At 64.2% G+C, this 22,982-nt stretch carries 18 protein-coding genes; 11 read left to right on the forward strand and 7 right to left on the reverse strand.

The features are described from left to right. The 6 genes from DBO85_RS08945 to DBO85_RS08970 form a co-directional block, all read left to right on the forward strand. On the forward strand, positions 1 to 456 hold a 456-nt coding region (locus DBO85_RS08945), incomplete at its 5' end, for an alginate O-acetyltransferase AlgX-related protein (protein WP_407681458.1). A gap of 10 nt (positions 457 to 466) precedes the next feature. Beyond that, positions 467 to 1,111, forward strand: a complete 645-nt coding sequence (locus tag DBO85_RS08950) for an alginate O-acetyltransferase AlgF (RefSeq protein ID WP_108106926.1) — start codon at positions 467 to 469, stop codon at positions 1,109 to 1,111. An 8-nt stretch (positions 1,112 to 1,119) separates the two neighbouring features. Continuing rightward, a complete protein-coding gene (locus DBO85_RS08955) occupies positions 1,120 to 2,517 on the forward strand; it encodes an alginate O-acetyltransferase AlgX-related protein (RefSeq protein ID WP_108106927.1) in 1,398 nt (465 codons plus the stop codon). After that, positions 2,508 to 3,614: an alginate lyase family protein gene (locus tag DBO85_RS08960; RefSeq protein ID WP_108106928.1), complete on the forward strand. Its 1,107-nt coding sequence runs from the start codon at positions 2,508 to 2,510 to the stop codon at positions 3,612 to 3,614. The genes DBO85_RS08955 and DBO85_RS08960 overlap by 10 nt, the downstream gene beginning before the upstream one ends. An 8-nt stretch (positions 3,615 to 3,622) precedes the next feature. Continuing rightward, the gene (locus DBO85_RS08965) at positions 3,623 to 5,098 is read left to right on the forward strand and encodes a right-handed parallel beta-helix repeat-containing protein (protein WP_108106929.1); all 1,476 of its coding nucleotides are present in this window, start codon (positions 3,623 to 3,625) and stop codon (positions 5,096 to 5,098) included. A 166-nt stretch (positions 5,099 to 5,264) separates the two neighbouring features. Then, entirely contained in the window at positions 5,265 to 6,446 is a 1,182-nt protein-coding gene (locus DBO85_RS08970; protein ID WP_108106930.1) for an autotransporter outer membrane beta-barrel domain-containing protein, read from the forward strand. Between the two features lie 221 nt (positions 6,447 to 6,667). On the opposite strand, the gene typA is transcribed toward DBO85_RS08970, so the two are convergent. Together typA and thiI are read right to left on the reverse strand one after the other, a co-directional pair. Continuing rightward, on the reverse strand, positions 6,668 to 8,488 hold the full coding sequence (gene typA, locus DBO85_RS08975; RefSeq protein ID WP_108106931.1) for a translational GTPase TypA: 1,821 nt from the start codon (positions 8,486 to 8,488) through the stop codon (positions 6,668 to 6,670). Between the two features lie 163 nt (positions 8,489 to 8,651). Then, a complete protein-coding gene (gene thiI, locus DBO85_RS08980) occupies positions 8,652 to 10,106 on the reverse strand; it encodes a tRNA uracil 4-sulfurtransferase ThiI (RefSeq protein WP_108106932.1) in 1,455 nt (484 codons plus the stop codon). Between the two features lie 321 nt (positions 10,107 to 10,427). Between thiI and glnA the strand changes: the two genes are divergently transcribed. The 5 genes from glnA (at position 10,428) to ntrC (ending at position 16,105) form a co-directional block, all read left to right on the forward strand. Then, positions 10,428 to 11,834 (forward strand): glutamate--ammonia ligase, encoded by a 1,407-nt coding sequence (gene glnA / locus DBO85_RS08985; protein WP_108106933.1) that lies wholly within the window; start codon positions 10,428 to 10,430, stop codon positions 11,832 to 11,834. A gap of 380 nt (positions 11,835 to 12,214) precedes the next feature. Beyond that, entirely contained in the window at positions 12,215 to 12,787 is a 573-nt protein-coding gene (locus DBO85_RS08990; RefSeq protein WP_108106934.1) for a DUF4124 domain-containing protein, read from the forward strand. A gap of 1 nt (position 12,788) precedes the next feature. After that, positions 12,789 to 13,403 carry a DUF4124 domain-containing protein gene (locus tag DBO85_RS08995; RefSeq protein ID WP_108106935.1) on the forward strand — a complete coding sequence of 205 codons (615 nt, stop codon included), beginning with the start codon at positions 12,789 to 12,791 and terminating at the stop codon, positions 13,401 to 13,403. A 183-nt stretch (positions 13,404 to 13,586) separates the two neighbouring features. Beyond that, positions 13,587 to 14,681 (forward strand): nitrogen regulation protein NR(II), encoded by a 1,095-nt coding sequence (gene glnL, locus DBO85_RS09000; RefSeq protein WP_108106936.1) that lies wholly within the window; start codon positions 13,587 to 13,589, stop codon positions 14,679 to 14,681. Next, the gene (ntrC, locus tag DBO85_RS09005) at positions 14,678 to 16,105 is read left to right on the forward strand and encodes a nitrogen regulation protein NR(I) (protein WP_108106937.1); all 1,428 of its coding nucleotides are present in this window, start codon (positions 14,678 to 14,680) and stop codon (positions 16,103 to 16,105) included. Before glnL ends, ntrC begins: the two co-directional genes overlap by 4 nt. 542 nt (positions 16,106 to 16,647) lie before the next feature. On the opposite strand, the gene DBO85_RS09010 is transcribed toward ntrC, so the two are convergent. The 5 genes from DBO85_RS09010 to DBO85_RS09030 all read right to left on the reverse strand — a co-directional run bounded on the left by DBO85_RS09010 (position 16,648) and on the right by DBO85_RS09030 (position 22,980). Continuing rightward, positions 16,648 to 20,565: a DUF6701 domain-containing protein gene (locus DBO85_RS09010; protein ID WP_108106938.1), complete on the reverse strand. Its 3,918-nt coding sequence runs from the start codon at positions 20,563 to 20,565 to the stop codon at positions 16,648 to 16,650. Positions 20,566 to 20,671: 106 nt separating this feature from the next. Continuing rightward, positions 20,672 to 21,067 (reverse strand): hypothetical protein, encoded by a 396-nt coding sequence (locus DBO85_RS09015; protein ID WP_108106939.1) that lies wholly within the window; start codon positions 21,065 to 21,067, stop codon positions 20,672 to 20,674. Next, positions 21,057 to 21,962: a PulJ/GspJ family protein gene (locus DBO85_RS09020; RefSeq protein WP_233356582.1), complete on the reverse strand. Its 906-nt coding sequence runs from the start codon at positions 21,960 to 21,962 to the stop codon at positions 21,057 to 21,059. Before DBO85_RS09020 ends, DBO85_RS09015 begins: the two co-directional genes overlap by 11 nt. Then, positions 21,962 to 22,522 (reverse strand): prepilin-type N-terminal cleavage/methylation domain-containing protein, encoded by a 561-nt coding sequence (locus DBO85_RS09025; protein ID WP_267895611.1) that lies wholly within the window; start codon positions 22,520 to 22,522, stop codon positions 21,962 to 21,964. The genes DBO85_RS09020 and DBO85_RS09025 overlap by 1 nt, the downstream gene beginning before the upstream one ends. Further along, on the reverse strand, positions 22,522 to 22,980 hold the full coding sequence (locus tag DBO85_RS09030) for a type II secretion system protein (protein ID WP_108106941.1): 459 nt from the start codon (positions 22,978 to 22,980) through the stop codon (positions 22,522 to 22,524). The genes DBO85_RS09025 and DBO85_RS09030 overlap by 1 nt, the downstream gene beginning before the upstream one ends. Between the last annotated feature and the right edge of the window lie 2 nt (positions 22,981 to 22,982).

Raw genomic sequence — 22,982 nt, forward strand, 5'->3', positions numbered from 1 at the left:
GTCGGCAGCACCGCCTTCCAGTCACGCGTGGTCAGCGAGAAGCCGCTCAAGAGCGATCTGATGAACTTCATCCAGTTCGGCGCCTGGCTCGACCCCGAGCTGTTCGCCGAGTCCTCGGTGGTGCCGGTCTACGAGACCCTCGCCGACGACGCCGAACGCAGCGCCGACGACCTCTTCGGCGACCAGAGCCAGTCGATCATGCTGGTCGGCACCAGCTACACCAAGATCGAGGACTGGAACTTCGCCGGCTTCCTGCGCGAAGCGCTGCAGAACGATCTGCTCACCATCGCGGTGGAGGGTCGCGGGCCACTGCAGGCCATGCAGGAATTCCTCGACAGCCCCTCGCTGCAGGACGACGACATCCAGGTAGTGATCTGGGAATACCCGGTACGCACCCTGCTCGCCCAACGCAGCCCCACACGACCCTGGCAGATCTCCTCTGCCAATCACCCCTGAGGATCGCGCCATGAAACGAATCATCGCCTCACTGCTGGTCAGCTTCGGCCTGCTGGCCGGTGCCAGCCACGCCCGCGAAGACGCCGGCGCCGAACTCTACGACGCCGCCGCCCCCGCCGACTCGGCCTTCGTCCGCGTGCTCAACCTGAGCGACGGTCGAGTCCGGGCCATGCTCGGCGGCAAGAACCAGGCGCAGCAGATTGCCGCCGGGCAACTCGGCGGCTATCGCTTCACCGTGCCGGGCAAGGTTCATCTGGACGTCGAGGGACAAAGCACCAGCGTGGACCTCGCGGCCAACACGGCGAACACCTTCGTTTACGACGGCAGCAGCCTGCGTCTGCTGCAGGACGCCTTCATCAACGAACCGAAGAAGGCCCAGGTCGGCTTCTACAACCTCTCCGGGCAGACCCTGTCGTTGAAGACCGCGGACGGCAAGCACGCCATCGTCGACAGCGTGGCCGCCGGGCAGAACGGCAGCCGCATGGTCAACGAGCTGAAGATCGCCTTCGCCGCCTACCAGGGCGAGCAGAAAATCGCGGACTTCCCCGAGGTGTTCCTCAAGAAGGGTCGCACCTACAGCTACCTGATCCTGCCCGCCGGCAGCGACGGCGTGCGCGCCCTGAGCATGGCCAACGGCCTCGACCCGCTAGATTGAGCACCTTCATGAACCTGTCCCTGCGCCTGCTTGCGGCATTCATCGCGACCCTGTCCAGCCTGCCCTCGATGGCCGCCGAGCAGGAGCCGCCCTGCCTGGACCTGAGCTGCCTGGTCTGCCCCGCCGCCGCCGATCCCGACAAGTACGAGGGCGGCGCCATGGGGATGGTGCGCCATCTGGCTCTGGGCAAGGACCAGTGGCTGTTCCGCTCGGAGGTCGATTTCGACGCCGACTTCGGCGTTCCTGCGGCCATGGAGCCGGAGCTGCGCCGGCTGCTGCGCACCTTCAGGGACAGGGGCAGCGACGTCATGTTCGCCATCCAGCCGACCCGCGGCATGATGCATCGCGACAAGATCCTCGCCGATCACGCCTACGGCTTCGACTACCCGAAGGCACGACGCAACCTCGAACACTTCCTTGCCCAGCTGCGCCGAAGCGGCGCACTGGTACCGGACATCCTGCCGCTGGTGGACCACCCGCCGGAGCAGGAGTACTTCTTCCGCCGCGATACCCACTGGACTCCCGCCGGCGCCCAGGCCAGCGCCAGGCTGACCGCCGATGCGATACGCGCGCTGCCCTACTATCCGGCGCTGGAGAAGAAACAGTTCCGCACCGAGCCCGGCGTCACCATCGTCAACTACGGCGCCCTCGACATTGCGCTCGCCCGCCTCTGTCGCAACGGCTTCGGCCACCAGTACCTGCGCGGCTATCGCACCGTACCGGTAGTCGAGGATGCCGCAGCGCTGTTCGACGAGCAGCCCGACGCGCAGGTGGTGCTCACCGGCACCAGCAACTCCGCCGCGCGCGACGAGGAAATCCGTCATTACAACTTCGACGGCTACCTCAAGGAGTACACCCAGCTCGACGTCCTCAACTTCGCGATGCAGGGCGCCGGCGAGTACGGGGCGCTGCTCGAATATCTGCATTCGCCCGAGTACGACTCCGACCGTCCACCCCGCCTGCTGGTCTGGGAACTGCCGGCCAGCTACCGGCTGGACAGCCCGGCCATGTACCGTCAGCTGATCCCCGCGATCGAAGGCGGCTGCAGCAAGGCGAAGGTACTGCGTGCACAACACAGCGATCTGCCCCGCATGGCAGTAGGCGAGCGCGCGGAGATCCTCAACAACTCCGGCGCCGGCAGGCTCGAGTTCACCGGCCAGGACGGCTTCCTCGAGCTGCGCCTGGCGGACAAGAACCTGCGCGACTTCTACCTGATCAGCTACTACGACAACGGTGAGCGCGACAAGGTGAGGATCCGCCGTCCGGCCGTGGTCAGCGGCGGTCTCTACCATCTGGAGCTGAGCCGCGCGGCGAACCTGCGCCAGGCCAATCTGCTGTCGGTTCTGCTGGAGCCCAACCAGGTTCTGGAGGCGCCCTCGACCCTCGAGGTTCAGCTATGCCAGTAGTCCGGATCAGTTCCACCACCGCGCTGCTCCTGCTCTTCTGTGCGGTACCGGCAGCGGCGGTGGAAAGTCTCTGGCCTGCGCTGGACAACGCGCGCATCCAGGTGCCGGCAGAGCCTGCGCCCTGTCGCGACGAGCCGCCGACACCCTACACCGACGCCCTGCAGTTCAAGAGCAAGTACAACCAGAGCGATGCCAGCAAATCGAGCCTGAGCCTGGGCTTCTCACCGTCGACCTTCTTCGCCGGCAGACGCGTCAAAAGCTATCTGAAGGATCTGCAGCGCTATGCGCAACGCGCTGAACGGGCCAACAACCCGGCAAAGTCCGCCGAGGCACTCGGCTGCCTGTCTTCCTGGCTGGACGCCTGGGCCCAGGCCGGTGCGCTGCAGAGCCGCGACGCCAGCAAGACCGGCATGGCCGCGCGCAAATGGGCGCTGGCTGCGCTCAGCGCCAGCCTGCTGCGCACGCAGGCCATGAGCGGCGATCGCTACCGCGCCAGCGACACCCAGCTGGCCTGGCTGCAGCGCCTGGCCGACATCGTCATCGAGGATTATCAGCCGCGCCGTGTCGCAGGCTTTCGCTACTACAACAACCACGACTACTGGGCCGCCTGGGCGGTGGTCGGCGTCGGCATTCTCAGCCAGCGCGAAGACTATCTCGACTGGGGCTTCGCCGGCCTGCAGCAGATGTTCGGGCAACTGGTCGAGGTGGAAGGACGCGACTACGCCTACCTGCCGGTGGAAACCGCACGTGGCAAGCTCGGCGCCGAATACAGCCACTACGCCATGGTGCCTCTGACCTTGCTGGTGGAAACGCGCGAGGCCAACGGCCGGCCGCTGAACGAGCGCGAGCGCGAGCTGTTCGGCAAGCTGGCCAACTTCGCCGCGCGCAGTGCGCTGGAGCCAGAGAAGCTGCCGGAACTCGACGGCCGCCAACGCTACCCCTCGCGCCACAAGATGATCTGGCTGATCCCCTTTCTCAACCGCCATCCAGAGCACACCTGGGCCCGCCGCCTGTACCAACGACAGCAGGGCGACGTCGACGGCTACAGCCAGGTCGGCGGCCCGCTGAAACCGCTCTACCCCGCTTTCGCTCTGTGAGGAAAACCATGCATCGCCTGACTCTCAATCACCTGATCGCGGCGCTTGCGGGCATCCTGGTCAGCAGCCTGGCCAGCGCCGAGCCGGTCATCCAGAGCCTGACCGCGCCCGTCATGCGGATCGTTTCCGCGGAGCAGGCGCACGCCCGGGCGCAGCAGCTTGAGCTCCTGGCCAGCGATGCGGCAGAGGTCACCGACATTCCGGCCTTCTCCCGCAGCGGCACCGGCAAGGCCAGCCTGCAGCCGCTGTATTCCTCGCAACAGGGTAGCTGGCCGTTCGAGTCGTTCGTCCACGCGGGTCTGTTCAAGGTGATCGGCAGCTATCAGGTCAAACACCCGAGGATGGTCCAGATCAGCGGCGGCCACCTGACGCTGACCCAGGTCCGCCAGCAGCTCGGCGACAGCGAAGCCCTGCGCCCGCACCGGGACGGCTACCTGCTCACCTATCCATTGATGATCGCACCCGGTGCGACCCTCAGCATCGAGGACACCCACCTCTATCTCTATGCCCACTCAGGCGCCGCGATCATCAATCAGGGACGGCTGCAGATCATCCGCAGCGGGGTCGAGAGCTGGAGCGGCGAAAGCGGCAAGGAGCGCGCCTACCGGCCGTTCATCATGGCCTGGGCGGGCAGCCAGACCCGCATCGTCGACAGCCAGCTCTCGCGCCTGGGCTACAACGCCCACCTGGCTCGCGGCCTGAGCGCCGCCCGCAGCGTCCACCAGGCCGCCAGCGTGCCGCCGGCGCGTCTGCTGATCCGCGGCAGCACGCTGGAGCAGTTGTCCAGCGTGCAACTGCAGAACTCGGATGCGCTGATCCAGGCCAGCAGCTTCAGGCAGATGCAGCTGTACGCCATCGACGCCGAAAACAGCCGCCTGAATGCCGACGGCAACAGCATCGATGAGGTCCGCAACCACAGCGGCATCCGCCTGCGCGGCGCCTCGCGAGCCTTGCTGCTGAACAACGACATACGCCGCACCGGCAAGGCGGGTATCGAGTTGTCGAGCTTCAGCGGAACGCTACTCGCCCGCGCCAACGTGCTCAACGACAACGCCACCCACGCCGTGCAGCTGCGCGAGATGGATGCACGCGGTGTGGTGGTGCTGCATGACAATCGCCTGGCGCATGCCAACCAGAACCTGGTCGACGCGCATAGCGCGGGTCACCTGCTGCTACGGGGAAATCGGCTGGCCGACGCAGGCCACGCCATCTCCCTGCAGGGCGCAGGTCAGGTGCTGATTCTCGACAACCAGTTCGCCGCGATCGAGCAGTCGGGACTCAAGAGCATCGGCGTGCAGCAGCTGCTGCTCGGCGGCAACCAGTTCGACGCCAAGGTGATTCGCCAGCGCCTGTTCGAGGGCGATCTGCTGCCGGTGCAGAGTCATATCGTCGAAGCCACGATCAGCCAGGCCTGCTACCTGCAGATCGGCGCAGGTGCCGATGATCAGAGCCAACAGCAAGCGCTCTGTCCTGCCCCGAACTGATCGACATGACCGCTCGCCCGAATGGGTCTGGCGAGCGGCATAAAAATGGCTATCCTAGGCGTCCTTCACGGAATTTTGGCGCGGGAGCCGCTGCGCGCCACGAGCGAAACTGCACTGCGTAGTCGCCACCGACCACAGCCGACAGACACCACGGAGACACCCAGGGATGAACCGTCTTGCCCAGCGCGTTGCGCGCACCAGCACCATGCTCGCTCTCGGCCTGCCGGCCTTTCTGGCGCATGCCGCGCCCTATACGGCGAATCAGCAGGCGTTCAGTGATGCGCTGGGTTTCCTCAGCTCGCCGTCCTTCCCCAGCGGCCCGCCACCTGTCTTCGATACGCTGCTGCTGAGCATTCTGAGTGATATCCCGGACGCGGACCTTCCCTACATCTATTCCCAGCTTTCCGCCGACAGCCACGGCAGCTTCACGTCAAGTCTGATGTTCAGCGACATCGGCCTGAGCAGCGCGCCGCTGGCGAACATGCGCCGCAGCATGGACGACGACAGCCAACAACCCTCTCTTTGGGCCCAGGTAGGCGCCGGCCGCCAACGTATCGACGGAGACGGAAATGGCGCACAGATGCGCCAGGATCAACGCCGTTCGGTCTTCGGTGGCGATCTGCCGATTGCCGGTGGCTGGCGGCTCGGCGGGGCGCTGGGTTATGGCGAGGACAAACTCAACAGTTCTTCCCGCGACGCCAGTGCCGCCACCATCACCGACAGTTACTCGCTCTATGGCGGACGGGATCTGAAGCTGCCGTCTTCATCGCTACGCTTCTTCGGCGGAGCGGCCTACAGCCGCCACGATCTGAGCAGCTCGCGCCGGGTGGCGTTCCCCGACGATCCGCAGCGCAACAAAGGCAGCTACGACCTGACCACTCAGCAGGTCTTTGGCGAGGTAGCGCTCAATCTGCCTATGGGCAAACCCGGGTATCTGGAGCCTTTCTTCGGCCTTCTCGTCATCGAGCAGAACAGTGATTCCTTCAACGAACGCGGCGGCATCTCGGCGGCCAGCGTCGATAGCCAGAGCAACCGCCTGCTGGTCAGCAGCCTGGGCTCCCGCGGGAAACAGAAATTCAAGGTGGGCGGGCGCGACCTGCTGCTGGCCGGGCATGCCACCTGGCGCAATTTGCAGGGAGACCTGCGTCCGGAAGTCGATCTGCAGCTTGCCGGCACCAACAAATTCACCATCCAGGGCACAGAGATGCCACGCAACAGCCTGCTGCTGGAAGTGAAAGCGGACTATTCGCTGACCCGCAACGTCATCCTCGACATCGACTACAACGGCGCTTTCAGCAGCGGCAGCAACTCGCACTTCGTTGCGCTGAATGCACACTGGAAGATGTGATACCGCCCTCTTGCTTACCCCTTATTACGCGGCTACGGCCGCGTTTTTTTGCGTCGACTCCGCTCAACAGGAGTCATCTCAATAGCTGCCATGTCCATCGCCAGGACACGCAGGTAAGCCGCTCGCTGTCCGGTCGCCGACGCGCCGACCCAGATAAAAAAGCCCCGCACGGCTGACGCCGGCGGAGCTTTTCAGTTGCAGCTGGAGAATGCCGTCAGGCGTCAGGCCTTGGCTTTCTTCGCAGCGCGGGTGCGCTCGCCCTCGTCGAGGATCTTCTTGCGCAGACGGATCGACTTGGGCGTCACTTCGCAGAGCTCGTCGTCCTGGATGAACTCCAGCGCCTGCTCCAGGGTGAAGCGCACCGGCGGCACCAGGGCGATGGTCTCGTCCTTGCCGGACGCGCGCATGTTGTCGAGCTTCTTGCCCTTGGTGGGGTTGACGCCGAGGTCGTTGTCGCGGCTGTTCAGACCGACGATCTGACCGTTGTAGATCTCCTGGCCGTGCTCGACGAACAGCTTGCCGCGCGCCTGCAGGGTTTCCAGCGAGTAAGTCAGCGCCTTGCCGGTATCGATCGATACCAGTACGCCGTTCTGCCGGCCGGACATGGTGCCGGACTTCATCACGTCGTAACGGTCGAAGATCGAGGTCAGGATGCCCGCGCCGTTGGTCAGGGTCAGGAACTGGTTACGGAAACCGATCAGGCCACGTGCCGGGATGTTGTATTCCAGACGCACACGGCCCTTGCCGTCCGGCGACATGTTGGTCAGGTCGCCCTTGCGCAGACCCATCTCTTCCATGACCTTGCCCTGAGCTTCTTCCGGGATGTCGATGGTGACGTTCTCGTAGGGCTCGTGCTTGACGCCATCGACGATGCGGATGATCACTTCCGGGCGGCCGACGCCCATTTCGAAGCCTTCGCGACGCATGGTTTCGATCAGTACCGAGAGGTGCAGCTCGCCGCGGCCGGAGACCTTGAACTTGTCGGCCGAGTCGCCTTCTTCAACGCGCAGGGCAACGTTGTACAGCAGCTCCTTGTCCAGGCGCTCCTTGATGTTGCGGCTGGTGACGAACTTGCCTTCCTTGCCGCAGAACGGCGAGTCGTTGACCTGGAAGGTCATGGACACGGTCGGCTCGTCGACGGTCAGCGGCTTCATTGCCTCGACGTTGTTGATGTCGCACAGGGTGTCGGAGATGAACAGCTGGTCCATGCCGCTGACGCAGACGATGTCGCCAGCGGTAGCCTCTTCGACGTCGACGCGGTGCAGGCCGTGGTGACCCATCAGCTTGAGGATGCGGCCGTTGCGCTTCTTGCCGTCGACGTCGATGGCGACCACCGGCGTGTTCGGCTTGACCTTGCCGCGGGCGATACGGCCGACGCCGATGATGCCGAGGAAGCTGTTGTAGTCCAGTGCCGAGATCTGCATCTGGAACGGGCCGTCGATATCGACCTGCGGAGCAGGTACGTGGTCGACGATGGCCTGGTACAGCGGGGTCAGGTCTTCGGCCATGTCGGCATGGTCGAGGCCGGCGATGCCGTTCAGGGCGCTGGCGTAGACGACCTGGAAGTCCAGTTGCTCGTCGGTGGCACCGAGGTTGTCGAAGAGGTCGAAGATCTGGTCCATGACCCAGTCCGGACGCGCGCCCGGACGGTCGATCTTGTTGATCACCACGATCGGACGCAGGCCGGCTTCGAAGGCCTTCTTGGTCACGAAGCGCGTCTGCGGCATGGGGCCGTCCTGGGCATCGACCACCAGCAGCACCGAGTCGACCATCGACATGACGCGCTCGACTTCACCGCCGAAGTCGGCGTGACCGGGGGTGTCGACGATGTTGATACGGTAGTCGTTCCACTTGATGGCGGTGTTCTTCGCCAGGATGGTGATGCCACGCTCCTTTTCCTGGTCGTTGCTGTCCATCACGCGCTCGTCGTTGAGCTCGCTGCGCTCCAGGGTGCCGGACTGACGCAGCAGGGCGTCGACGAGGGTGGTCTTGCCATGGTCGACGTGGGCGATGATGGCGATGTTGCGGAGATTCTCGATCACAGTAGCGGTCTCGTAGGTTGGTCGAGCGTAGCGACGCCCAACACGAAAAATCAGGATTGAAAGTACAGACAGGTGGTTAAGGAATTCTGGCAGTGGCGCGCATCAGCGCAGCGACGGGTCGGGAGGCCGGTGGCGGATACTGCCGCCATTCAGGCCGGGGGTCTTATGCCGGACGATAAACGCGCACATTGGCATGCCCCTCGCTCAGCAGATGGTGAGCATGCAGGCGGCTCATGACGCCCTTGTCGCAATACAACAGGTACTGACGGTTCTCATCCAGTGTCTTGAAGCGACTGTTCAGCGCGTAGAACGGCAGCGCTTGAACCTCTACCCCGGGGATCGTCAGCGGCGCATCTTCCTGCGCATCCGGGTGGCGGATGTCGAGGACGATCTGCCCAGGCTGCGCCTGGGGCATTTCCTCGACCTGAATATCTTCGCCGAGTTCATCAATGACCCGGTCGATGGCGACCAGCCGCGCCTTCTCCAGCGCCCGCTCGAGGATCGCCATGTCGAACTGCGCCTCCTCGTACTCGATTCGTTGTGGCTTGGCTCGGGTGGTCGGGTTCACCGAAATCACGCCGCAGTATTCGGGCATGTGCTTGGCGAACTCGGCGGTGCCGATGGCGTAGGCGGTGTCGATGATGTCCTGCTTGTGGCTGGCGATCAGCGGGCGCAGCACCAGCATGTCGGTGGCCGTGTCGATCACATTGAGGTTCGGCAGGGTCTGGCTGGACACCTGGGAAATCGCTTCGCCGGTGACCAGCGCATCCAGCTCCAGACGCCGGGCCAGCTGGGTGGAGACGCGCAGCATCATGCGCTTGAGCACCACGCCCATCTGCGCGTTGTCGACCTTGGCGAGAATCTCGCCAACCACTTCCTCGAAGGGCACGCTGATGAACAGCACCCGATGCGAGGAGCCGTATTTCTTCCACAGGTAGTGGGCGACTTCCATCACCCCCAGTTCATGGGCGCGGCCACCGAGATTGAAGAAGCAGAAATGCGTCATCAGCCCGCGACGCATCATCTGATAGGCCGCCACGGTGGAATCGAAACCGCCGGACATCAGCACCAACGTCTGCTCCAGCGAGCCGAGCGGGTAGCCGCCGATGCTGTCGTGCTGGCTATGGATGACGAACAGGCGCTGATTGCGAATCTCCAGGCGCACCAGCACCTGCGGGTCCTTCAACGAAATGCCGGCCGCACCGCACTGCTGGCGCAGTTGGCTGCCGACATGGCGTTCGACATCCATGGAGGTGAAATCATGCTTGCCGCCGCGCTTGCAGCGCACGGCAAAGATCTTGTCGGCGAGCAGATGGCCGAAGTGCGCCTTGCACTTCTCCACCACGTCATCCAGATCGCCCAGCGGATATTCGGCGACCTGCAGGAAATGCGTGATCCCCGGCGTGCAGCTCAGGCGCTCGACCATCTCCTGCAGAACCCTGGGGTCCTGTACCGCGGTGTCGACTTCCAGATTGTCCCAGACGCCCTCGACCACCAGCTGCGGATCAAGGTCACGCAGCACTGCCCGAATGTTCTTGCCGAGCTGACGGAGGAACTGCTTGCGCACCGGCCGGCTCTTGATGGTGATCTCGGGAAATGGCTTGACGATGAGCTTCATGAAGGGCCGGCGCGGCAGGGGCTGAAAAGAGGGGCGCGGATTATAGCGGAAATTGCTCAAGACTTGACCAGAACAATGCCACTCGGTCTTTTTGCACGCATTTGGTGCGCCAGGCGAAGCGGATGTACCACTCTGGTGCATCGCGTCGACGAAATATTCGCTGCAACCCGCGCCAACGCTGTATTTCAGGGCCCGGCACCATAGTCATGCACTGGCATGCAATTTGCTCCCTTGTGAGGCAGCCTGCCCTGGCGGAGTATCGCCGCCCGGCATCGCACGAATTTGGGAGCCTTGCGCGGCTTCCGCCAACTGGAGAGAACCATGTCGAAGACGATTCAACTGATCAAAGAACACGACGTGAAGTGGGTAGACCTGCGCTTCACCGACACCAAGGGCAAGCAGCACCACGTCACCATGCCGGCCCGCGACGCGCTGGACGAAGACTTCTTCGAGCATGGCAAGATGTTCGACGGTTCCTCCATCCATGGCTGGAAGGGCATCGAAGCCTCCGACATGATCCTGATGCCGGTCGACGACACCGCCGTGCTCGACCCCTTCACCGAAGAGCCGACCCTGATCCTGGTCTGCGACATCATCGAGCCGAGCACCATGCAGGGCTATGATCGCGACCCGCGCTCCATCGCCAAGCGTGCCGAAGAGTTCCTCAAGAGCACCGGCATCGGCGACACCGTCTTCGTCGGCCCGGAACCCGAGTTCTTCATCTTCGACGAAGTGAAGTTCAAGTCCGACATCTCCGGCTCCATGTTCAAGATCTTCTCCGAGCAGGGCTCCTGGATGACCGACGGCGACGTCGAAGGCGGCAACAAGGGCCACCGCCCGGCAGTCAAGGGCGGCTACTTCCCGGTCCCGCCGTGCGACCACGACCACGAAATCCGTACCGCCATGTGCAACGCCATGGAAGAGATGGGCCTGGTCATCGAAGTGCACCACCACGAAGTGGCGACTGCCGGCCAGAACGAGATCGGCGTGAAGTTCAACACCCTGGTCAACAAGGCTGACGAAGTTCAGACCCTGAAGTACTGCGTGCACAACGTGGCCGACGCCTACGGCAAGACTGCCACCTTCATGCCGAAGCCGCTGTACGGCGACAACGGCTCGGGCATGCACGTACACATGTCCATCTCCAAGGATGGCAAGAACACCTTTGCGGGCGAAGGCTATGCCGGCCTGTCCGATACCGCCCTGTACTTCATCGGCGGCATCATCAAGCACGGCAAGGCGCTGAACGGCTTCACCAACCCGTCGACCAACTCCTACAAGCGTCTGGTCCCGGGCTTTGAAGCACCGGTCATGCTGGCCTACTCGGCCCGCAACCGTTCCGCCTCGATCCGCATCCCCTATGTGTCGAGCCCGAAAGCCCGCCGCATCGAAGCACGCTTCCCGGACCCGGCTGCCAACCCCTACCTGGCCTTCGCAGCGCTGCTGATGGCCGGTATCGACGGCATCCAGAACAAGATTCACCCTGGCGATGCAGCCGACAAGAACCTGTACGACCTGCCGCCGGAAGAAGCTGCCAACATCCCGCAAGTCTGCGGCAGCCTGAAGGAAGCGCTGGAAGAGCTGGACAAGGGTCGTGCGTTCCTGACCAAGGGCGGCGTTTTCTCCGACGAGTTCATCGATGCCTACATCGAGCTGAAGTCCGAGGAAGAGATCAAGGTCCGCACCTTCGTTCACCCGCTGGAATACGACCTGTACTACAGCGTCTAAGCAGCGCGGCAAACCCTCGCGACCTGCTCGCGAGGGTCTTGCTGATGAAAGGCCTCCTTCGGGAGGCCTTTTCGTTTTCTGCCTGTCACCGCAGTACCTCTGGACTGCCGGCCGACTGGTGAACCGCAAATACCGCCAGTTGCGCCTGCTTGCCCGCCCCATACCCACCTCATCGCGCCGCGTTGCTGCATGCATCCGATATCTGGCGATTCTCGCCGCGGGCGAAAACCCCGACCAACGTCCACCGTGGAACGGACACGACAGCCCAAGCCCATGCCTGCCTACCGGCACGTGCGCCAGCGCACCGCGGAGCTGGTCTGGGCCAGCTAATATGGGCATCATCGGTCGATCAGACCCTCTCCCTGTAGCTGGAGCTTCCCATGCCTCGAGTACTCGCCTTCCTGCTGCTCGCGCTGGCTTTGCCGGTCAGCGCGCAGATCTACAAATACACCGATGCCAATGGCAACGCGGTCTTCACCAACCAGCCGCCCAGTGGCGTGCAAAGCGAAGAGGTGAAGATCCAGCAACCCAATACGGTCAAGGTAGCGCCAAGCAAGCCGCTGGACAGCGATTCGGGCAGCACCGACGAGCAGACCCAGGATGCCTACGAACGCCTCGAACTGACCAATATCCCCGATGATGAAGCCCTGCGCGCCAACAATGGCACCTTCAGCGTCGAGGTCGCGATAGAACCCAAGCTGATGGACAACCACAGCCTGCGCCTGCTGCTCGACGGCGAGCCCTATGGAAAGCCGACCACCAGCACCAGCCTGGAGCTGGTAAACATCGATCGCGGCGAACACAGTCTTGCCGTTGAGGTATTGAACGCCAACGGCGAGTCGCTGCAGCAAAGCGCCGCCACCACCATCACGGTGCAGCGCGTCAACGTGAATACCAGTCCGGCGCTGCGCCCGAAGCCCACACCAGTACCCACCCCGAAGGCGACGCCCTGAAATGGTGCGAAGCATTCTCTGCTGCCTGCTGCTGATAGCGCTTCCCGCCACTGCCGGGGTTTACACCTACATCGATGCCGAAGGAAACCGGGTGTTTACCGACAGACCGCCGGACAACCGCCCGGTGGAGCAGATCCAGCTCGCCCCTTCCAACCGCATGGACGCCGCGCCGGTCGCGCCACCCACTCGGGTATTGACGGCGCCGACCGAAGATCAGCGCTACGAGGTGCTGCGCATCCTCGCTCCTGCTCCGGACGCAACCATCCGCGACAATGCCGGCAATCTGATCGTGACCGCCACCAGCGAACCCTCGCTGCACCCTGGACATTCGTTCCGCATGGTTCTCGACGGCACAGCTTCTGCCCCCCAAAGCAGCCCAGTATTCCCCCTGAGCAATGTCGACCGCGGCACCCACCTGGTGGCCATCGAGATCATCGACCAGGACGAGCGGATCATCGAGCGCACCCCCGCCCAGCCCTTCCACGTGAAGCGCATCAGTCTCGCCGACAAGCGCAGGGTCAACCCGTGCAAGAAGGAAGACTACGGCGTGCGTCCGGAATGTCCGCTGAAGGACAAACCCAAGGAAAAGGACATTCGCTTCCTCCCCTTCATGTAGTCTTGCACCATGATGGTGCTAAAAACCTGACCCGCCCCGCCGCGCTCCCCATTTTGGTTCGCCTTGCCGGCCCGCCGTGCGCCGGCAAGCGGCGCAATCACCGAATTGTCGCGTGGTGACGCGTCTTTTCAGGGCCTTGGTTTGCTTCTTGCATTTTCCGCCCTACTCCCGGAAAGGCTGCCCATGACGATCAACGATTCCCTGCACCGATTGCTGCTCGACAACCTGACCACTGCGACTCTGTTGCTGAATGCCGAGCTGTGCCTGGAATACATGAACCCCGCAGCAGAAATGCTGCTGGCAGTCAGCGGCCAGCGCAGCCACGGCCAGTTCATCAGCGAGCTGTTCACCGAGTCGCCGGAGGCACTGGCATCGCTGCGCCAGGCGGTAGAGGAGGCCCATCCGTTCAACAAGCGTGAAGCGGTGCTTACCTCGCTGGCCGGCCAGACCCTGACCGTCGACTATGCCGTCACGCCGATCATCAACCGCGGCCAGACCCTGCTATTGCTCGAAGTGCATCCGCGTGATCGCCTGCTGCGCATCACCAAGGAAGAAGCGCAGATCTCCAAGCAGGAGACCACCAAGCTTCTGGTCCGCGGCCTGGCGCACGAGATCAAGAACCCGCTCGGCGGGATTCGCGGAGCAGCCCAGTTGCTGGCCCGTGAACTGCCTGACGAGTCGCTCAAGGACTACACCAACGTCATCATCGAGGAGGCCGACCGGCTGCGGAATCTGGTCGACCGCATGCTCGGCTCGAACAAGCTGCCGTCGCTCTCGGTCACCAACATTCACGAGGTGCTGGAGCGGGTGTGCAGCCTGGTCGACGCCGAGAGCCAAGGCCGCATCAACCTGCAGCGCGACTATGACCCGAGCATTCCCGATCTGCTGATCGACCGCGAGCAACTGATCCAGGCGGTGCTCAATATCGTGCGCAACGCCATGCAGGCGCTCGCCTCCCTGGGCGAGCTGGGCAGCGCATCGCTGGGCCGCATCAGCCTGCGCACACGCACCCTGCGCCAATTCACCATCGGCCATGTGCGGCACCGCCTGGTGGTCAAGGTCGAGATCATCGACAACGGCCCGGGCATTCCGGCGGAGCTGCGTGACACCCTCTTCTACCCGATGGTCAGCGGACGGCCGGACGGTACCGGACTGGGCCTGGCCATCACCCAGAACATCATCAGTCAGCATCAGGGCCTGATCGAATGCGAGAGCCATCCCGGCCATACCGTGTTCTCGATCTTCCTGCCGCTCGAACAAGGAGCCACTGCGCCATGAGCCAAACCGAAACCGTCTGGATCGTCGATGATGACCGCTCCATCCGCTGGGTGCTGGAGAAAGCACTGCAGCAGGAAGGCATGAATACCCAGAGTTTCGACAGCGCCGAGAGCGTGCTCGGCAAGCTCAGCCGCCAGCAGCCGGACGTCATCATCTCCGACATCCGCATGCCCGGCTCCAGCGGTCTCGACCTGCTGGCACGCATCCGCGAGATGCACCCGCGCCTGCCGGTCATCATCATGACAGCGCACTCCGATCTGGACAGCGCGGTGGCCTCCTATCAGGGCGGCGCCTTCGAGTACCTGCCCAAGCCGTTCGACGTCGACGAGGCGGTTTCGCTGGTCAAGCGCGGCTATCAGCACGCCCAGGAACAGCAGGGGCTGGAGGCGCCGGTCGAGCAGCACACCCCGGAAATCATCGGTGAAGCCCCGGCGATGCAGGAGGTGTTCCGCGCCATCGGCCGCCTTTCGCACTCCAACATAACCGTGCTGATCAACGGTGAATCCGGCACCGGCAAGGAGCTGGTGGCGCACGCCCTGCATCGCCACAGCCCGCGTGCCGCCGCGCCCTTCATCGCGCTGAACATGGCGGCGATTCCGAAAGACCTGATGGAGTCCGAGCTGTTCGGCCATGAGAAAGGCGCCTTCACCGGCGCAGCCAACCAGCGTCGCGGCCGCTTCGAACAGGCGGACGGCGGCACCCTGTTCCTCGACGAGATCGGCGACATGCCGGCGGAAACCCAGACCCGTCTGCTGCGGGTGCTGGCCGATGGCGAGTTCTACCGCGTCGGCGGGCATACGCCGATCAAGGTCGACGTGCGCATCATCGCCGCGACCCACCAGGATCTGGAAAACCTGGTACGCGAAGGCAAGTTCCGCGAGGACCTGTTCCACCGTCTGAACGTCATCCGTATCCATATCCCCAGACTGTCCGACCGCCGCGAGGATATCCCCGCGCTAGCCCGCCATTTCCTCAGCCGTGCCGCGCAGGAGCTCACCGTCGAGCCCAAGCTGCTCAAGGGCGAGACCGAGGAGTACCTGAAGAACCTGCCCTGGCCGGGCAACGTGCGCCAGCTGGAGAACACCTGCCGCTGGATCACTGTGATGGCGTCGGGCCGCGAGGTGCATGTCGACGACCTGCCGCCGGAGCTGCTGCATGCGCCCCAGGAAAACCAGGTCGCCAGCAACTGGGAACAGGGTCTGCGCAACTGGGCCGACCAGGCGCTGAGTCGCGGTCAGTCGAGCCTGCTCGACATCGCCGTGCCGGCGTTCGAGCGGATCATGATCGAGACCGCGCTCAAGCACACCGCCGGCCGCCGCCGCGACGCCGCCCTGCTACTCGGTTGGGGCCGCAACACCCTGACGCGCAAGATCAAGGAACTGGGCATGAACGTCGATGGAGATGACGACGACAGCGACGAGTAGAGCCCAGGCGTCCGTTCTCCGACCGACATTTCGCTTGTTGGGCCTCGCGGCCCAATCTACTTCGGCCGGGCGGAGCTCAACGTCGTAGGTTGGCGCCGAGCAACGCGAGGCCCAACACAACGCAGCCCTGGAATACCCCCGCAGCTTCCATAAGAAAGCGTCCGCGACCAGCCCGTGCCACAAGGCAACGTTGCCCAACGGCATCCAGACCGCCGCAATCTGCGCTTCGCGAAAGATGGCGTTTCGAAGAGACCGCCCCTTCTCGTTGGGCCTTGCGGCCCAACCTACTTCGGCCGGGCGAAGCTCAGCGTCGTAGGTTGGCGCCGAGCAAAGCGAGGCCCAACTTAACGCAGCCCCAGCCGGACGCCGCCAACCCGAGTCCTGAGAAAATTTTCACGTCATACCGAGCGCCGTAACAAAACTGGCATACCAAATGCTTAGTATCTGGCAACTCCAGTTTTGGGGGCCTTGGTACAGGCAGGCCGGGGAATCCCCTCTTTTACAAACGCCAGAAGGGCCGCATCAGCGGCCCTTCTGCATTTCTAGCGATAGAGCTCGCGGCGGAAGATCAGCGGCGGCGAGCCCTGGTAGATGCCGAAACTCGCCAGACCGCGTGCACCCTGGCGTCCAGTGCCATTCCAGTCGTACAGCAGCCACGCCGGCAGCCCCGGCAACTCGACCTGCAGCGAACCATCATTACCCGCTCCGGGGGCGCTCAGCAGGATCTGTCCGACGCCTGCCGTGGGTCCGCTGCGACTCGGCGTCGTTTCCCCTGCGGTCAGATTGCCGGTAAAGGTGCCCGCAACCGGTGCAGGATTGCCCAGCAACGGGGCAGAGCAGGTGTCCTGCGGCTCGACCTGAAACGCTCCATCGCGCCAGCTTTCGATGCGCAGCGGCAGACTCAGCCCCTGCAGCTCGGAGCCGTGGGCGTTGCCAACGCTCAGACGACCGAGGCGTAGCTCGCTGCCGCTGAAGGTGAAGGAATAGGGCTGGCAGCTGGTGCCGCCATAGCAGGCGCCGTCCTGATCGGTGAGCTCCGCGGCGGAAAACGACTGTCGCGCGAGAATGTTTGCTGGCGCATCCTCGCTGCCGGGGCTGGAGGCAGAGCCGTAGACGATTTGCCGGCCAGCCCAGACGAAGGTTCTGGCACCGTCTCCGAGCAGCGAATCCTGCTGCGTCGCGGTCATTGTGCCTTGCGCAGCCAAGCGCCCGTTAAGCGTCGGGCGACCAGTAATCTCGGAAGCCGGGACGGCCAGAGTCGCCGGCTGGGTCAGCCGCCAGAACAGTCCACGATCATAGTTGTTGGTCACCGCGCCCTGCCGGTTGCGTCCGGTTACGGTGAGATTGGGATTCTGTGCGAAGTCGATCGGCTGATCCTGATAGCTGAAGGCTCCGCACGCTGGCTGTAGCGCGGCGGTTCCCTGCACATCCAGCGAAGCAGGAATGATTCTGCCAACCAGGCCGCTGCTGCCTCCACTGATCGACTCGCCGAAGTAGGTCGCAGGCGTCGCGACAAGCCTGAAGACGCCAACCTCCGACAGAGTACTGCTGACACTCGTTTGAGCACCAAGCACATGGCTGTAGCTCAGCGGCGTCAGGGTCCCTGGGCTACCTGGCGAAGGCGCCACCAGTTCGCTGGACAGCGCTATATTGGCGAGCCCGAAATTCGGCGTGGTGATATTGCCGCTACACAGCGCCTCGGCGGTCGTTGCCTCACCATCCGACTGCCAGCCCACAGCACGAATGCGTAGCGGAAAGCTGTCGCCAGCGCGCGCCGAGAAAGCTGGGCACGCGGAGCTCACCCCGGCTGCGGTGCAGAGCGAATCGGTCTGCAGACATAGCCCATAGGGCTTGGCCAGGAAAGGATCGCTGCCGGTCATGTTGAGCCCATTGTCGCCGGTCGATGCGCTACCGCTGTAAGTTGCAGTCAGACGCATCTGCCCCGCATCGTCGTAGCGAACCGTCAGCGAAGCGCTCCCGGTGGCGTCGAATGCGAGACCGATCGCGACCGGACTGCTCCCAACCCCGGTGCCATTGACCACTACCGGCTGGGTTCCGCTGCCGGGATCAACATACGAAGAGCTGAACTGCAGCGTCCGGGTGACGTTGGCAAAGCTCGGCACGCAAAGCTGCGCGTTGTTGCTCGAGCGTACTGCCCGCAATGGGATGTTCGCCTGAGGCCGAGCAGAAAGCAGCGTCGGCACATCGAAAATGAAGCCGCTCTCGGCATAGGTGATCCGGCAGTTGGCCGTCGAGCATACCGGCACGCTCAGCGGCTTGGTCGCTGGCACCGAACCGGTGACCCCGAGCGTGACGGTACCGACGGTTCCGCTGCGCAACTGCGCGTTGGCCACCCCACCACTGAAGCTGAGCACATTGCCGCCATTCACCGATGCCGGTGCGGTCGCGGTCCAGCCGCTGTTCGGCGCCAAAGTGACCGTTACAGGGTCGGTAAACAGGCTGCTGCAGGCGCTGTCCAGGCAGGCACGGACGGTTACTGGCTGCGGATTGCAGGTCACCGCATCGCCGGAATACTCGAAGCGGAAATGGTCGATCTGCTGGCCGATCGCCTCCAGCCGATCCGCGCAGAAGCTCAGATCGTCCAGCTCGTGAATGTTGTTCGACCCACCGGTAGAGCCGGTGAAGGTAACGAAGAAGTTCTGCGGCAGGGCCGCCTGGCCGGCTTCGGCCTGGGCGTCGAAGGGCGCGATCAGGGTGGTGAAGCCCGAGCCGGTATTGCGCTGGACGCTGACCAACGTCCGTCCGGCGACCCGACTGTCGAGGGTAATGCGATAGGTGTGCCCCGGACCGGGGGTCGTGCCGGACACGTCCACACCCGGATTGAGATTGGCCGCGGTGCCGCGCAGATAGCGGTAACCCGTGGTGCCGCTGCCGGACCCGCGAATGGACACCGAGTCCGCCCGGGCGCCTGGCCCGCCCACGCGCGTCTCGCTTGGGTTGGAGAAGTTGCCGAACTCGTCCAGCGCGATACCGAGCCAGCCGCCGGAAAAGCCGCTCGTACCGTTGAGCTGCGCGTAGCCCAGCGAGCCGCCATAGCCACCTGGCTGAGGCGTGACGGAAGCATCCGAGAAGATCACCGCTACACCATCGGCGCCCGAGCCGCTGTAGGCGTAGTACTTGAATTCGATCTCCACCAGGTTGCCGGCGGCTGGCACCAGCCGTTGCACGGTGGCACCGGTGGCGACGTTGCCGCTGTTATCCGTCAGGCGCAGGCGATTGTTGATGATGCGCGGCGTGCCGAAGCTGCCGTTGCGGCTGGTCACGGCCCAGTCATCGCCCAGGCTGGAGCGGTTGAACCTGTCGTTCAGACAGCTCGGCACTGCCGCTGGCCGACAGGCATTGGCGGGAGTGGAGTTCGGCAGACAGGTGCCGGTCACCGTGCTGGGGCTGTTGACGAAGATCGTCGAATAGTTGGGCGCCGTGAAGTCGCCGAAAGCGGTGGTGCTGTTGAGCGTCACCGCCCCACTGACCGTGGTGACCGTGATCGGAAGCTCGGCGCTACCCAGCGTGCTGTTGCTGAAACTCGCCGAACCCGCTCCCGTGACACTGCCGGAGATCATGGTCACACCGCTGAACTGGGCGGTGTTATTGGTTGCGTGGAAGTTTCCCTGGATGGTTCCGCCAGTGATGCTCAGGCTGGACGAATCCGAACGCGCGCCACCGAGCAGGTTGGTGCCGTTGCTGGTAACCGTGCAGCAGCCGCTGCGTACCAGACCGTTGATGCTGCCGCCCGTCAGGCTGATGCTGCCGTTTGTGGAGGTCAGCGTTCCGCTCACCACCGTGCCATTGGTCGTGATCGAACCTGCGCTCTGTACCAGACCCTCCAGGTTGCTGGCACGCAGATCGAATGCCCCGCTGCCGGTCACGTCTCCGCTCACCGTCATGCCGTTGGTAGTCACGCCATTGCCGCCAGACACGGCGCCAGCCACGCTGCCGTTGCTCAGGTTCACCGAGCCATTGGTCGAAACCGAGCCGCTGATGGTTCCACCGCTGATGTTCAGCGCAGCGCTGTTACCGCTGACCGAGCCGAAGATCTGGTTGTTGCTGCCGGAGAGATTTACCGCACCGCTGCCAGTGGTGATCGAGCCACGAATCGTGTTGTTGCCTGACCCATCAATGGTGCCGAAGGTGGACTCCAGCGAGATGTTCTTCGCCGACGTGCCTACGGTGACACCGCTACTGAGGGCAAAGCCGCCATTGGCAACCACCCGGATATCGCCCAGACCTTCCCAGAACACCGTGGACACGCGAAGCACATCCCCGGCGGCCAGCACCACCCGGCCGCTACAGGTAAAGGTACTGCCCGACTGGCTCCAACTGCCGGTGCAGGGCGGAGGCGAGATGGGGTTGAAGAGCGTGTCGCTGCTGAAGGTATAGGTTGCCGCCCAGGCCGGAAGGCTCAGCAGACTGAGCGACAGCAGCAACGCACGCTTGATCATGACTGCCCCCACTGCTGTTCAGGCGCGCCCAGGGCGATAGGGGTTGGGGTGGCGGATGCACGGAGCAGGGAGCACACAGGCGCGTCACCTACAGGGCAAGCAGGACTCATGGCAACTCCACGACTGCAGTCAACTGGCGATAAGCGTAGTCCGGGCTTCCCGCTGCCGCGTACTGCGCGGTGGCGGTGATCTGACGAAAGTTGACGGTCTTGTTCTCTTCCGCCACTGCTCCGGCCGAGGTGGCGGCGCAGGTGACGGCAATCGAGAAACCTTCCAGGGTCAAGCTACCTGCGCAGCTCTGCCCTGCCACCGCCCGGGCGATGCCCCACTCCAGTCCCGCCTGGGCCATCTGGTAGGCGCGAGCCTGCTGCAGACCCATGCTGTTGGTGGCGCTCTGGGTCACTGACAGGCGTGCCATGACCGCGATCACCGCAGCGATGACGATGATGATGAACAGCGCGGCCACCAGACCGAAGCCACGCTGGCGGGCATCAGGGCGCATTGTCGACGTGCACCTGTTGCAGTAGGACGATTTCTTCATTGCTCTTCTTCAATGTCAGACGCAGGCTGACCAGCCCGCCGCGGGTGCTGGTGCCGGGGGAATAGCTGAACTGGCAGGCCGCCACCGAATCGACCAGCACGGAACTATTACCCGCGCTGTAACTGTAGGTCGCCGCCAGGCTGCTGAAGGTGGCGCGGCGCACGACCCCCGTGCCGTTGCCGGCAGCATCGGTACCGGCGTTGTCGCAGCGGTAACCCACCACATCGCGCGCCAGGTAGAAGCGGTGCTGCGGCGAGGCGAACTTGAAGCGGAAGTTGTTTGCCGCAGTGCCGCCCAACGCGAGCGCGCCCGACGCGTGAGAGAAGGCCACCCCACTGGGCGTGATCACCGCAGGCGCGGCGCTGCTGTTCTGGTTGAACGGCGGCCAGACACTGTCGCCGAGCGAGCTGGTGCCGATGTTGTAGATCACCATCCAGCGCGCCGTCGCCACCTGCGCCGAGTTGAGACCAGGGCTGAGCACCTCGATGCTGCAGGCGCCGCTGGGCGGACAGCGCGGCGGGTCGAAGCGCACCCCGGCGCCGCCATGCTGGTTGGCCCGGTAACGGCCGGCCTGGTCGATCAGCAGCAGCTCGATGGTCTGAGCATCGCGGGCGCGCAGGGTATTCGGCACGGCCAGACGTACGTCGCGCGCCATGCGATTGAGTGCGGTGGCGGCGAGATCGACCAACTCGGCACGCCGGCTCTGGTCGACGAAGCTCTGCAGCGGATTGCTCAGCACACTGGAGATCATCACCGCCACCACCCCCGCCAGGGCGATCACCATGATCAGCTCGACCAGGGTAAAGCCGCGCGCCCTGCGCCGGGCGCCGCCGTTCATCGCGCGAGCAGTGCTCATCAGTAGCGCGCCCGGTAGCCGACCAGCGCCAGGTCCTGGCCGAGAGGATCGGTGACGGTCACTTGGATGCGCAAGGCATCCGCCGCCGACAACCCGCTGACCGTGAACGGCGCCACCTGCAGCTGCACGCGATAGCCCTCGAGACCGGCAATCGGCGTGGTGGAAAAGGCATTGCGCGGCGCCAGTGGCTGCCCGCCCGGATAGCTCAGGCCGTTGTAGTCACAGACGTCATCGAAGCTGCCGCGACCGGCGCCATTGGCCGAAGCGGGGCAGTTGTTGCTCGTGGGGAACGCCTGCAGGCTGACCTCCTCCAGATAGGCTTCGGCGATGGCCAGCGCCTGCTGGCGCAGCATCGGGTCGGCCGAGCGTCCGGTGATCGAGGCCATCGCGGTATAGAGCGCGGCCACCGCGATGCCGATGATCACGATGCTGATGATCAGCTCGACCAGCGTCATGCCGCTCTGCCGCTGCCGGGCCGCGCAGGCCAGCGAAGCGGTCGAGGCTCGCGCAGCCCGCGGGGCTCGGCGCAGCGGGCGCGGAGCCGAGAGATACCGCGGCATCAGGGATTGGCCTCGACGAAGCCGGTATCGGCATGCACCGCCAGGCTGAAACCGCCGAGCCGACCGAGCTGGGTGCCGCTGCCGCAGGCCCCGCCGGCCGCCACGCAGCCGCGGGAATTGAAGGTGACGTCCAGCGCCTGCTGCACGCTCACCCCGGAAGGAAGTCCGGCGGCATAGCTGCCACCGGAAGGGTCACTCACTACAGTGCCGGCAGCGATTCCACCGCAGGCACCGGCATAGCTCAGCGCATAACCACCGTTGTCGATCCGCGCGCGGATCGGACAGCCGCTCGACAGCGCGAGCTTCTGCGCGTAGCGCACGGCGGTCAGGCTCTGTTCGAAGTACAGGCGCTCATCGAACACCCGACGATCGAAAAAGCGCGGCCCCACCACCGCGGCAAGAATGCCGAGGATGACGATCACCATGATCAGCTCGATCAGGGTGAAGCCGCGCTGCATGG

This window comes from Pseudomonas mangrovi (assembly GCF_003052585.1).
GTDB lineage: Bacteria > Pseudomonadota > Gammaproteobacteria > Pseudomonadales > Pseudomonadaceae > Aquipseudomonas > Aquipseudomonas mangrovi.